3 protein-coding genes are annotated in these 14893 nt (G+C 38.5%); 1 reads left to right on the top strand and 2 read right to left on the bottom strand.

Annotated elements, in window-relative coordinates:
• Positions 1-171 precede the first annotated feature (171 nt).
• Positions 172-6012, bottom strand: coding sequence for an AAA family ATPase (locus ACN222_RS13390; protein ID WP_010996838.1), 5841 nt, complete (start codon positions 6010-6012; stop codon positions 172-174).
• Between the two features lie 565 nt (positions 6013-6577).
• Here ACN222_RS13390 and ACN222_RS13385 point away from each other — a divergent pair.
• Positions 6578-7225 carry an HAD family hydrolase gene (locus ACN222_RS13385; protein WP_010996837.1) on the top strand — a complete coding sequence of 216 codons (648 nt, stop codon included), beginning with the start codon at positions 6578-6580 and terminating at the stop codon, positions 7223-7225.
• Between the two features lie 43 nt (positions 7226-7268).
• Here ACN222_RS13385 and ACN222_RS13380 read toward each other — a convergent pair whose 3' ends face one another.
• Positions 7269-14825, bottom strand: a complete 7557-nt coding sequence (locus tag ACN222_RS13380) for a type I polyketide synthase (RefSeq protein ID WP_010996836.1) — start codon at positions 14823-14825, stop codon at positions 7269-7271.
• Positions 14826-14893 lie beyond the last annotated feature (68 nt).

The raw sequence follows: 14893 nt of genomic DNA, 5'->3' as shown, positions 1-14893 counted from the left end.
TAAATGGGTTTGACAAATGTGGATGCAATAGAATCATCCTTAATATAAATAACATGGGATAGTAAAAAGCTAGAGTAAAAATTATGTATGAAGAATATGACGAGTCTCCTAGTAAGAATTGAGTCACAATCACTGCGTTGCTGTTTCTATGCAAATTACATCCACCATAACTCACACTGGAATCTCTATCATAAAGTCTGTACCCTCACCCAAAATAGAGTGACAACTCAATTTACCGTTGTGAGTTTCTTCTACAATTTGCCGAGCGATCGCCAATCCCAATCCAGTACCTTTACCTACAGCTTTTGTAGTAAATAAATGGTCAAAGATTTTCTCTTGGACTTCTTTAGTCATTCCTTTACCATTATCAGATATTGAAATATTTACACATTTATCTACCATTAATGTTGTAATCAAGATGCGGTTAGGCTTGGCTTGAATATCTGCAAAACTTCGTCCAGTATTTGATTCATCAAGTGCATCAATGGCATTGGCTAGAATGTTCATAAATACCTGATTTAATTGCCCAGGAAAACATTCAATTAGGGGTAAATCTCCATACTCAGTTATGACTTCAATTGCTGGGCGTTTATCATTGGCTTTGAAACGATGTTTGAGAATAAGAATGGTACTGTCAATACCTTGATGAAGATTAAAAGGTACTTTATAGTCTTTATCTGCGCGGGAAAAAGTGCGAAGACTAGTACTAATATTTTTCAGTCTGTCACACGCCATAACCATTGCATCTATCGTTTTAGGTAAGTCTTCTAAAAGATAATCTAGGTCAATTTCTTCAGCATGGTCTTGAATTTCATCACCTGGATTTTCTATTAATTCTTGATAGAGTTGCAAGTGTCCAATTATATCAGTAAAATTGGGTTTAGTTTGTTTGAGAGTCGCAGAAATAAAGCCCAAAGGATTATTCATTTCATGGGCTACACCGGCTACTAAATTTCCCAATGCAGACATTTTCTCACTCTGAACAATTTGTAATTGTGCTTGTTGTAAATCTTCTAACGCTGTTTCGAGTGCTTGTGATTTCTCTGTTACAGCTTCTTCAGCTTGTTTGCGTTCACGAAGTGCAGCTTGCTGTTCGCTAATATTAATCGTTGTCCCAACTAGGCGATAAACTTTGTCCGTCTCATCTTTTAATGGACTGAGTGTGGTTAACCACCAAGTTTCCTGATCATTAAATGTTAGGCATTCCTCATAGGTGATGGGTATGCCGGTTTGGAAACAACGCAAATATTTTTGCTCCACTGCTGCACCTTGATCGGGAGCCATTAATTCTTGTGGAGTTTTGCCCAGTACTTCACTAGTCGGTATACCAATCGCTAGTTCGCAAGATTTGCTCCATCCTGTGTACTCAAGCCTACCATTATCCCGGACATCAATCACAAATACCAGACAGCCAATACCTTCATAAATACTACTGAGGAACTGTTCTCGCTCTTGCAGATGGTTATATAATTGAGCATTTTCCAATGCAATCGCAGCTTGAGTGCAGAGGAAATTGATCACAGAAAGGCGATCGCGCGTAAATACCCCTTGAGTGAGTTTATTTTCTAAGTAAAGAACCCCCACCAAACGCCCTTGATTAATAATGGGAGTAGATAATACACTCTGGGGTTGTATTTGCTGCATATATTCCCCCATTAAACCAGGGATATCTGTTTTGCAGTTGTCTATCACAACTGTTTGCCGAGTATTTTTAACGTAGTTGATAATATTTACAGGAATATCTTGACAAGTATCTAGTGATTGTGATTCAAAAATCGGTTGTATTTGCTCATGATTAATCAAGGTAATTGCCTTAACTTGCCAAGTATTTTCTTGGAGAAGAATGAGTGCAGATTTCTTCGCCCCAGAGTTTTCTAGGATAATGCGGGTGAGATTGGCAATCAGTTGATCTAGTTTTAGAGAACTGGAAATAGCTTGAGCAGCTTTGAGGATAGAGGAAAAATCCAGCATATTGGAAATACTGGTGCTGTCAGCATTTGAAGTGTGAATGGATAAGGAAGTTCCACTCCAGGAAATAGTTTCCAAGGGGTGAAAGTTGATTCGTTGCTGTTGTAAAATCGGTTGGAGCAGGTGGGGATAGCGTTTTTCTAAGTCCTCGGTTTTTGCTTTTGCCCCCCAGGAAAAGTAGCAGTAGTATGCTTCCTGCATATATGCTTGAGCCACTTTTTCCTTACCCCATTCCAGGTAAAATTTAGCTGCTAGTTCGTTAGCCAAAGCTTCTTCCAGAATATATTCGTTTGCTTTAGCTCCAGCGATCGCACTTTCATATAGATCAATTGCCTCAAATCGTTGCCCTAATGCCCGATGACGCTCTGCTTCCACTAAATCAAACTTATGCTGAAAATTCATTGGTGCAACTGTAGCCCGAAGTTTTAGGTGTTGCTGATTTTCGTCAACCCGCAAAAGTAACCTTGTTTGTTCAGAGGGTTCAACTTGAGAATAAAGAGCTAAACGAGCCAAAGAATCGTAGTAATAAAAGACAGATACAGATAGCATTCCTGCACCGCCTTTAAGATGGCTATCTCCTTGCTCTGCATAGTGAACAGCAGTGAGACTATCATTAAATAAATAGCTGTTTATTAACTTAATTAAATAAAATTCATGGAATGTGAATTCATCATTCTCTTGTAGTAAAATAGGTAAAATATTTTCCTCATTCCAGTGTTCATCCATCAATAAATCAGAATCATGACTAACACCAGTCAGAATTTCAATACTTTGCCGCAGCATCCTAAATCTGATTGAGAAAGATTGACTACTTGCAAAATTTACCTCGTACATTTTAATTTCTTTTAGCAAGTCATCTAATTTTTCACTACTGGTTAAATAAGTATAAAAAAGTCGGAAAAACGTTGCTACTATTATATGTACAAAATCTCCAAATTCTAAACCAAAACTATAAGATTCTTTTAATAAATTGATTGCATCTCGAATATGTAATTTATTAATTTGATTAAATGCAGCTACTTTGAAGCTAGTCATACTCTGAACATATTTTGCTGCAAACTTATCGACAATTTTTAATGCTAACTGTCCGAATTCATAGCCTTTGTCTAATTCGTTGAATACAGCATTCAAGACAATTGCAAAGTCTGCATATCCTGGTGCTGAGAGTGCAGCATTGCCGTATTTAAGCGATAAATTAACTTGTTCACAGGCAATTATAGGAAATAGCTGAGGGGCAGCCTGATGTACAGAGGGAGTCAGGCTAATCATAATTTTTAGGGCAAATAGAGCTTGAGGCTCAATCATCATAGGTAAATCAATCAAGCTTTCAATTTGGCGATTACCTAATATTAATAATGTGTTTTCTATGGCTTGATTAATGTCATGAGATGTAATATCTTCAGATAAGACTATGCCCAATTCTTGAAGGGTTTTGCATCCAATTTTGATGGCTTTAAGCATCTGCCCCTGCACCTGATAAGACTGTAGCTGAATCTCATGAACTTTGACTTTATCTAAGAGATTTTTCGCTTCTTGAATCACCACTTCAATCAGGGATTCCATCTGTTCAAATTCATTATTCAGAAAGGCTGCCTCAGCAGCATCTTGATATAAATTTAGCGTCAAATCATGAGCATTTTTCCAGCCATCACTAATTATTAACTCAATGCCCTGATTAAAATATTGTAGAGATGCACTATAAGCAATTGCTTCTTTAGCTTTGCGACCTGCATTGAGATTTAGTTGAGCTAATTGTTGACATTTTTTTTGCTCAGTAATGAGTGGAATTGCACAATTTAACTGACCAACAATCTCAAAAATTCGCTCTGACTGCTGGGCTAAGGGTGTATTTTCTAAAAGTAATTGCCCCACTTTCAAATGTGTTAACTGTTTCTGTTCTTCTGGAATCAGATAAGAGGCAGCTTGTTGGACACGATCATGCAAAAATTTATATATAGTTGTTTTTTCTTCTACATTAAATGCAGCTAATTGCGCTTCTATATTCTTCGCTGTGTGTTCAGTATTTTCTAATGATGAATCCTGATAAAATTTATAAATTTCACTCAGAGGTAAAATTAATCCTTCTTGTAAAGCTTTGCATAAACTAGCTGCCGTTTCTATTTTTGATTGTTCTGAAACTATTGCCAAGGTTGCTAAATCAAATTGATTCCCAATACAAGCAGCTAGCTGTAAAACTTTTTGAGTAGCTTCAGGTAGTCGCCGTAATTGAGCTACCATAAATTCTACAACATCATCTGTAACAACTTGGTTCTTTACTTTTGCAATATCACATTGCCAAAATCCAGATTGAAAATTAAAGTCAATCAACTTATCTTGATATAATTGTTTTAACAATTGGGTAGCAAAAAATGGATTACCTTGAGTTTTCTGAAATATCAATGCAGAAAGAGGTAGTGCCAAATCTTCTGTACATTTAAATGTGTCAGCAATTAATTGATTTATTTGTCTTTGAGTTAATGCTGATAAAGTAATTGTATTAATTATTGTTGCTGTTTTTTCAATCTGATTTAAAGTCACCATTAGTGGATGGACTGGGCTAACTTCATTATCACGATAAGCACCAATTAAAAAAAGATGACCTGTATCAGCCATTAAGAGTTGCATTAACTTTAGTGATGCTGAATCTGCCCATTGTAAATCATCTAAAAATATCACTAATGGATGTTCAGCAGTAGTAAAAACTTGGGTAAATTTCTGAAACAATAAATTAAATCTACTTTGTGCCGCCGTTCCGGATATTTCCAGCACAGATGCTTGTTCACCAATAATTCTTGATAATTCGGGAATGACTTCAATAATTATTTGTCCATTCTCACCCACAGCTTCTAGTATTTGGTTTCTCCATCTCTGGATTTGAGTATCACTTTCGGTTAACAATTGTGCGATTAAATCTCGAAATGCCTGCACAAACGCACTCAAGGGAATATTACGTTGAAATTGATCAAATTTTCCTTTAATAAAATAACCGCGTTGCCGTACAATTGGTTTGTGAACTTCGTTGATCACAGCAGTTTTGCCAATTCCGGAAGCCCCAGCTATCAGCATCATTTCTGTTGCACCAAGGCTGACTCGCTCGAATGCTTGCAGCAAAGCTTCCACTTCGGTGTCTCTGCCATATAGTTTATCGGTTATCAGAAAACGATCGCATACATCCCTTTGGGCAATTTCAAAGTCCTGAATCTTACCAGTTTCTTGTAACTGATTTAAACAATTTTCTAAATCAAATTTTAATCCTAACGCGCTTTGATAGCGATTTTCTGCATTTTTCGCCATCAATTTCATCACAATATCACAAATAACTTTGGGAATTTCTCTTTCCCTACCACTCCTCAATTTCTCTGGAAGTTTTGCAATATGAGAATGTATTAACTCCATCGGATCTCTGGAGACAAAAGGTAACTCAGCAGTAAGTAATTCGTAGAAAGTTACACCCAGAGAATAAAAATCAGTCCGGTAGTCAATACCCCGATTCATTCTGCCAGTTTGTTCTGGAGAAATATAAGCAAGTGTCCCTTCTAATATATTTTTATTAATAACTATTTGTGTTTCTCGTGGAAGTAAAGATGCAATACTAAAGTCAATGAGCTTTATTTGTTTGGTTTCTGGATTAATTAAAATATTGGCGGGTTTTATATCTTTATGAATAATGCACTCCCTATAAAGTACATCTAAGGTATTACAGAGAGCGATCGCTATTTCTAAAAACTCTTGTAGAGACGCAACATGATGATCCTTGCCAAAATAATCCTTAAGAGAAACGCCCCCAAAATCTTCCATTACTAACGCATAGCCATTTTTGTAGGGTTCAAGACTATAGGTTTGGATGATTCCCGGATAGTGCAGATTTTTGGTGATAGTGTATTGATTGCGAAAATGTATGAGTTCGTTAAAACTAGGATAAGGATTTTTCAGCAGTTTGACCACTACTGGTAAGGAGTCAATTTCTCTATATCCTCGATAAACTAACGTTCTGGAACCATTGTAGAGTTCTTCATCCAAGCGATAACCGGGAATACTAAGCATAGTGCCAAATCTTCAATACTAGATTTAGTATTCCCTTATATTTAAAATTTTTAAAACATGAAGTTGGCATACTTGAATTTTGTCAGTAATGGACTACAGAAAAATGTACTCATTGCTTTTTGTCAAGTAATCAGTTATCTCAATGAGAGATATAGCTATAATATCGACTATGCAATGGTTTTAAGGTTGAAAACAAGGAAATAAAAGGGTAATGCAGCAACAGGAGTAGCAAATCTAGCATATCGCTCAATTAGAACTCCTAATTATTAGCGACTTTGTTTTACAGCTTTTTTCCAAAGACGCTATGCAAATACTCGCTTTTGGAGGCATTCTTCGGGTGTAGTCAGTTTTATGGGACAAATATACAATAATGTCGGAACTCTTATAATTGGCGCAAGCAGTCCAGCGTTAACGGTGCTAATAACATGGATAACCATTAGCGAAACTTTAAACTTGATTCAGATTTTAGGAATTGGTATTGTCACTTTGGGGGTTGCATTATTGAGAGGCGAAAGCTTTATAAATAGACGTAGTCCTTCCTAAAAATCTTTTCAATTACAAATGAATGTCTACCTCCGTTATTTTGTTTGATTTAGATGGAACCTTGACAGACCCCAAGCTTGGGATCACTCGCTGCATTCAGTTTGCTTTATCTGAACTCGGTTATAAACCACCTGATGCTGATGAATTAAACTGGTGTATTGGCCCTCCCATCAAAAATACTTTTTCCCTGCTATTGAATACATCAGATGACGCAGTTTTGGAACAAGCTATTTCGCTGTATCGTAGTCGTTTTGCCACAATCGGATTATTTGAAAACTCCCTTTATCCCCAGATTCCTGAAACCTTAGATGCTATTTGTTTTGCTGGTTATAAAACCTTTGTAGCGACTTCTAAACCACAGATTTATGCTAACCAGATCATTCAACATTTTGGCTTGTCGTCGCTTTTCGATGGTGTTTACGGGAGTGAACTTGACGGAACCAGGAGTGTAAAATCTGACTTGATTCATTACATCTTACTCACAGAAAATTTTTCTCCTCCCCATGTGGTTATGGTAGGCGATCGCTTGTACGATATGATCGGAGCTAAACGTAATGGTATAACTGCAATTGGTGTTACCTACGGTTACGGAACAGAGGAAGAGTTAAAGGCTCATGGTGCTGATTTGATTGTTCATACTCCAGATGAGATTACCCGATTACTTATTTAAAGTCCGGAGAAATAGACTAATTAAATCAGCTTTTGTTGGTGATTCATGTTAATAAAGATTCTAGGGCTGCTAATTCTGCTGTAATTGATGTTTCAATTTCCTGTTTTGAGGAAACATCTGAAGAGCTTATATCCGGTTGTTCATTTATTGCGGAAATTACAGTTTCCTGTGGTAACAACTGAGTGGCAATATACTCTGCTAAAGCTTGAATGCTCGGATGTTCAAATAATACTGTAGAAGGAATAGTTTGCTTTAAACTTGTTTCTAGACGACTCCGCAACTCTACCATCATCAGTGAATCCATCCCCATATCAAAAAATCCTAACTGCACATTTGGTAGTTGAGATGAGGACGAACCTAAAACTTGACTGACTTCTGTTTGGAGGTATTTTCTCAAGTAGGAAATCCGTTCTTTGATTCCTAAACATTGGATGTGTTGGATTAGTTGAGAGGGTTGATATTCTTGGCTAGTGCTTGGGGTGGACTCGTAAAAATCTGCAAAGAAAGTTGAGGATAATTTTTGCTTGAGCAGTTCTGACCAATTGATGGGAATTACCCCTACTTGTGTGGAAGATTGGGTGAGGATAAATTCTAAAATATCTATACCTTGGTCGGGAGTAATTTCACCGATACCCCGTGAACTCATTTGATTAGAAACTTGTCTTTTAGCTGCTGCACCAATATCTGACCATACGCCCCAATTTATACTCAGTGCAGGTAATCCCTGATGGCGGCGATATTGGGCTAAAGCATCGAGGAAGGTATTTGCAGCTACGTGGTTTGCCTGTCCTGGAGAACCTAGTAGGGAAGCTGCGGAAGAAAACATGATGAAATAATCTAGGGGGATGTCTTGGGTTAATTGGTGGAGATTCCACGCACCTGTAACTTTGGGATTCATGACGCGGTGCGATCGCTCTGGAGTTAATTGCTGTAAAATGCCATCATCTAAAACTCCGGCGGCGTGAATCACTCCCCGTAAAGGAGGATGGTTTTGCTGAATATCTGTCAAAACTGCTGCTAATTGGTCTTTTTGGCTGACATCCGCCTGAGTTATGATAATTTTTGCCCCTGTTGCTTCTAAAGCTTGAATTTGTTGCTGTGCTGTTGTATCTGGTTGGTTACGTCCCAACAATACGAGATGTTTTGCACCTTTTTCTACTAACCAACGGGCTACACGCAAACCTAAACCGCCCATTCCCCCTGTAATTAAATAGGTTGCATCGGGTTGTAATGACTCAGTAGGTGTGTGGGTAATGACGATTTTACCGATGTGTCGGGCTTGTTGCATCATCTGCAACGCTTCTACTATTTTGGTGGCGGGGAAAATGGTTTGAGGATGCGATGACCTACGGTCGGTCGGAGACCAACGCAATTCTCCACTTTCAAACTCTGCCATGAGACAATGTAACAAGGTTTGGATTGTCTGGGGTTGTTGTTGAGCAACACTCATCAAATCCACTAAATGATAAACAACATCAGGCTTGACTTGAGCAACTTTTTGTGCATTCCACACTCCCCGTTTACCAATTTCGATAAATTGTCCTTGGGGTTTGAGTACCGATAAACTAGCCGGGATAAATTCACCAGACAGGGAGTTAAATACAATATCAACTCCTTCCCCTTGGGTGATTTCGTGAATTTCCTCGGCAAAATTCAAGGTACGAGAATTAAAAATATGTTGCACACCTAAAGCGCGTAAAGTCTCCCATTTCCCAACACTAGCTGTAGCGAAGACTTCTAACCCTGCTTGTTGGGCGATTTGTAAAGCAGCCATTCCTGTTCCCCCAGTCGCTGCATGAATGAGAATGCGTTTTCCTGGTTGAATTTTGGCAACTTCCCGCAAAGCATAAGCAGCAGTGAGGAAATTGGCGGGAATGGTAGCTGCGGCTGTAAAACTGAGGGAATCTGGTTTTTTAATTACATAATTAGCGTTAGTTGTCACATATTGACTAAAACTATCAGCCGCCAGTGCAACCACAGCATCACCGACATTTAAATGTGTAACACCCTCACCAATGGCGACAACTTCACCGGCACATTCTACACCAAACCAATTACGTTCAAAAGGTAGTAATCCTAAAGCGTCGAGAACATCAATAAAATTTAATCCGGTGGCTTTTACTTGAATTTCTACCTCTCCAGGTTGGGGTTGACGACGGGGTGAAGATTGCCATTTTAAGGATGCAATTACACCACGTTTAGCAATAGTTAAACGGTAAGGTTCATGGGGGAGAATTTGCAAAGTGCAGCGAGTTAATCTGGCTACCTTACGTTCAGATTTGTGTAGGGTAATTTGTGCTTCTTCTCCAGGATGGGTAATTTCAGTAACGAGGTTTTCAACTTGGGTAAACAGTTCTTGTGTAGGATCTAAATCGACACAACGACAATTTAATTCTGGGTGTTCTAAACGAATGACTTTACCCATACCCCAAACAGAAGATTGATTTAATCCTGTGATAGTGTGGGGACTAATAGCACCTTGAGTTACTAACCAAAGGTTGATAGGGTAATGTTGTGTCTTAATTAGGGTTTGGACTAGGTGAAGAATATTATTACATTCGGTGATATTGTCTTGACATCCAGCAATATAAATGATGTGTTTAATAGATTGATGCGGAAATTCGGCAATGTTGTCTGAAGGTTTGAGGGTAAAAGATGGCAATTTTAATTGTTGATTTATAGCTTCTCCCCATGCTGGTAAATCTGTAATAATTAAGCATTCTTCTCCCTCCCTTTTATAAGGGGAGGGTTGGGGTGGGGTATTTTGTGCCACAATGACACTTTGTTGGGCTAATGCTTCTGGGAGAATTGAATCAGGAGTAATATTTACAATGTTGGTAAAGTCATGTGTTTTTAATAAACTGTGCCAAGCAGTAGTAGAAATGAGGGGATGATGAGGGCGTAAATCTTGGTCTTGAAAACGCCACCAACCTTCAGTTAAACCGAAAATTAAATCTATCCAAATACTAGGAATAGTGCCTTCTAAAACAATGAGTAAACCTTGATTATTGAGTAATGATTTAACATTAGTAATTGTATGATTTAAATTTTCAGTTGCGTGGAGAACATTAGCTGCAATTACTATATCAAAACTATGAGGTGTAATATCTTGATTGGTTAAAGGTTGTTCAATATTCAGGGTTTGGTAACTCACAAATTCATACTCTGAAAATTGCTGACGCGCCTTTGCTAAAAATAAAGGTGAAATATCTGTGAATACATATTCTACAGATTGGTGGACGAGTTGGGGTAAAACATAAGCTGTTGTTCCGCCAGTACCTGCACCAATTTCTAAAATTCTTACCTTTTCCCCTGGGGGTAAATCTTTTAAAGCTGAGTTTATTGCTTGCTGTACTAAGGTATTCATTACCTTTGCACCAGGGGAGTTTTGATAAAGTTGTGTGAGGGTTGTTAAGTCTCCGTTGGGAAATAACAAATCTATAGGATTACATTTTCCTTGTAAAACTTTACCTAAATTTGTACCACAACGCTCTATCAGAGTTAATTCTGCGGCTATTTCTGGGTGTTGTGTTGGGGAAAGTTGGGGTTTTTCATATTCACGTTGATTTGTGATGAGAGAAAGTAGGTGTGTATATAATCGCTGATGCTGTGGGGCGATTTCTGGTGATAAAACATCTAGATTTTGTAAGGCTTGGACGATATAATAAAGACTTAATGCTTCCAATTGTGGTAGTAATTGGGCATAAGTTTTAATTTCTTCTGTTGTTAATAGTTCTGTGAATTTAAGTGCTAATTCTTGGGAGATTTCTGCTGGAGAGGTGAGAGAAATATCAGAGGTGATGCTTAAAGGTTGGCTTCTCCATTCAATTTCATATAACCAGTTTTGCCAATCTTTAATATTTGGCGATTGGATTTTTTTGAGTTGTAATCCTTCAACTAGAGCAATTACTTGTCCTGATGGGGACAAGATTTGAATATCTGCTACAAGAGCAAAGGCGGTTTTGTGTTGAGTACGTAATTTAACTAAACTCCAAACGGTTTCACCAATGGGTAGATAAATTGTCAATTTATCTACGCCAATAGGTAGGTAAACTTGATTTGTTGTGTTTAAACCTAACCCCCTAACCCCCTTCCCTACAAGGGAAGGGGGAACATTTAAAGCCTCTCTCCTTTTAGGAGAGAGGTTTGGAGAGGGGTTTTCTATATCTTGTGAAGAATTAGAGGGTGTAGGTTGACTGTAAAAAATTGCTGCTATAGTTTGCAAGCAAGCATCGAGAATAATGGGATGAAATTGATAATTATCCCGACAATTACAAGTTGATGGTAGGTGAATTTCTGCTAAAGCTTGGTTATCAAGATACCAAATATGGGTAATAGCTTGAAAGGTTTCACCGTATTCAATTCCTACTTGGGTTAGGTTTTGATAAAAATCGGTAATATCGATGATTTTGGTGAATGTATTTTGCAGTTCTCCAAGATTTATCTGCTGGGGTTGGGGAATATTGTTGTGAGGTTTTATTTTACCAGTAGCATGAGTTATCCAATCATGATTTGATGTGGTACTGACAATTTCAAATTCATGATTATTTTTCAAGATGAACTGTATATTTTTGGGATTATCTGGAGTTAAAATACACGTCTCTTGGAAGGAAACTGTTTCTACAGAAATACTATTATTTTTAAATATTGTCTTTGCCGCAGCTAAAGACATTTCTAAATATGCTGCTCCAGGTAAGATGATTTGGTTAAATACTTTATGGTCTTGGAGATAATCAGGGTTATTATTAGTAAGTTGTTGCTCAAAGTAAATATCTGAAGATTTAGCTAAGTTTAATTGCTGTCCTAATAAGGGATGAATGTTATTAGGTGAAGATGAATAGTAATTTTTATTTACTGGTTTAATATCTATCCAAAAATTCTGTCTTTGGAAAGGATAATTTGGTAAGTCTAAGCGTTGATGGTGGTAATTTTGCTCAAATTTATGCCAATCAATTTTTACTCCTCTGCCATAAATTGCGGCTATGCTTGATAGCATTACTTGCCAATCTTGTTGTTTTGGCTGTAAGCTTGGTAGCCATAAATATTTATCGGCTTGGGAGATAATAGAGCGTGCCATTTGTAGTAAGATTGGCTTTGCTCCGACTTCTAAAAATATGCTGCAATTTTGTTGAATTAGCGTTTCGACACCAGCAAGAAACTGCACTGGTTGGCGAATGTGACGACACCAATATTCAGGAGTTGCAATTTCTGAATTAATTAAGCTACCTGTGACGTTAGATATAATTGGATATTTCGGGGGATGGAAATTAATAGTAGCAGCAATTTTCTCAAATTCTCCTAACATTGTTTCCATCATGGGTGAGTGGAAAGCATGAGAAACTGATAGAGGTGTGGCTTGAATATTTTGGGATACTAAAACAGCAATAATTTTTTCAATCGCAGCAGGTTCACCAGAAATTACTGTATTATTAGGTGCGTTAATTGCGGCAATAGAAACTTGTTGATCATAAGGTAATAAAAAGTTTTGTAATTGAGATGGGCTGGCTGCTACTGCTACCATTTTACCTTGTGGTAGTTGCTGCATTAAACGAGCGCGAGTAGCAATGAGTTTTAAGCCATCTTCTAAACTGAAAACTCCTGCAATGCAAGCGGCGACATATTCACCAACGCTATGTCCCATGAAGAAGTCAGGTTTGATTCCCCAGGATAACCACAGTTGACAAAGGGCGTATTCTAGGATGAATAATGCGGGTTGGGTGTAGAGAGTTTGGGAAAGTAATTTGTGATTATTTTCGTTGTCTTGTGGAAATAATACTGAATGTAAGTCTAAGCCTGAGTTAGCTAATAGTAATTCACAGCATTTATCTATTGTTTCTTTAAAAAATGGCTCAGTTTGATATAGTTCCCAGCCCATGTTTTGATATTGGGAACCTTGTCCGGTAAAGAGGAAGGCGATTTTGGGACGAGATGGAGAATTTACTTTATTTGTAAATAGATTTGTGGTGGCTTCATTGTTGATGAAACAAGTTAATTTTTCTTGGGCTGTGGTGATGGAATTGGCGATGATAGATAGACGATGTTCAAATTGCGTTAGCGAAGCGGCTCCTCTGGAGCTTCGCCCAGTATTTGCACTATAACAAATATCGGCTAAATTAATATCTTGATGTTCCTTGAGGTAGGTTATATAGTTTTGTGCTAGTTGTTTTAATGCTGTCTCAGTTTTAGCTGATAAATTTAAAATTTGTAGAGGACGTTTTATAGTATTTTCTTTATTTTGATTTTGAATTTCTGAAGCTGCTAAAATCACATGGGCGTTAGTTCCACTAAAACCAAAGGAACTTACCCCAGCTAATTTTTTACCATGCCAAGGTGTGCAAGTGGTGGGAATTTGAATTGGGAATTGTTCCCAAGGAATATGGGGGTTTGGTTGTTGAAAATGCAGATGTGGCGGAATTTCTCCATGTTTCAACGCCAGCACTACTTTCATTAACCCCGCTATACCCGCAGCTGCTTCTAAATGTCCGATGTTCGTTTTGAGTGAACCTACCAATAAAGGTGATGTTTGATGACTTTCGCCAAATACAGCCCCTAATGCGCCAATTTCAATGGGATCTCCCAAGGCTGTACCTGTTCCATGTGCTTCTACATAAGTAATATCACTAGGTTCTACAGTCGCATTTTTTAAGGCTTGTCTAATTACAGCTTGTTGTGCGGGGCCATTGGGAACTGTTAAGCCGCTACTGCGTCCATCTTGGTTGACGGCACTACCCCGAATTACTGCTAGTATAGGATTTCGGGCGGCTTGGGCATCGCTCAGTTTTTGTAGAATGATTACACCACAGCCTTCACCCCGCACAAAACCGTCAGCTTTAGTATCAAAGGTTTTACATCTTCCATCGGCTGCTAACATCCGCGCTTGGGAAAAGTTGATGGTAAATTCTGGGGAAAAGATGCGATTTACACCACCAACTACAGCGAGTTGACATTCTCCTTGGCGTAAGCTTTGACAGGCGAGATGTACGGCGACTAGGGAGGAGGAACAGGCGGTGTCTACGGCTAAGGAAGGGCCTGTGAATCCTAAGATGTAGGAAATCCGACCGGCTGCGGTACTGTGGGAATTACCTGTGGCTAAGTAAGCATCGATGTCTGTGACTGGGCGATTTAATAGGTGGGTGGTGTAGTCGTTGCTGCTGATACCAATGAAAACTCCGGTTTGGCTACCTGTAAGTTGTTCGGGTAAGATACCTGTGTTTTCTAAGGCTTCCCAAGTGACTTCTAATAATAGGCGTTGTTGGGGGTCTAGGGAAATGGCTTCTTTTGGGGCGATACCAAAAAAGTCTGCGTCAAATTCTTTTAGGTGTCCAATGAAACCGCCGTAACGGGTGGACATTTTGCCAGGGGTGGCGGGGTTGTTGTGGTAGAAGGTTTCTATAGACCAGCGATCGCTCGGTATTTCAGTAATTCCATCATCTCCGTTGCGTAATAATTGCCACAGTTTTTCGGGGGTGTCTGCACCTCCAGGGAAGCGACAGCCCATCCCAACTATGGCTATGGGTTCGGTTTGAGCTTTTAGTTTTTCCCGCAAGTCTTGGATTTGCTTGAGGGCGTTTTGCATTAGGGTGCGGTAGTCTTGTGTCATGTGTTTTTTAAACGCAGAGGGGCGCGGAGGTAAACGCAAAGGGGCGCGGAGGTTTAAGAAGTTTAATT

It is taken from the genome of Anabaena sp. FACHB-595 (assembly GCF_048568275.1).
Taxonomy (GTDB): Bacteria; Cyanobacteriota; Cyanobacteriia; order Cyanobacteriales; family Nostocaceae; genus Trichormus.
Note: the sequence above shows the minus strand (reverse complement) of the source record. Positions and strands in the feature narration are given on the sequence as shown.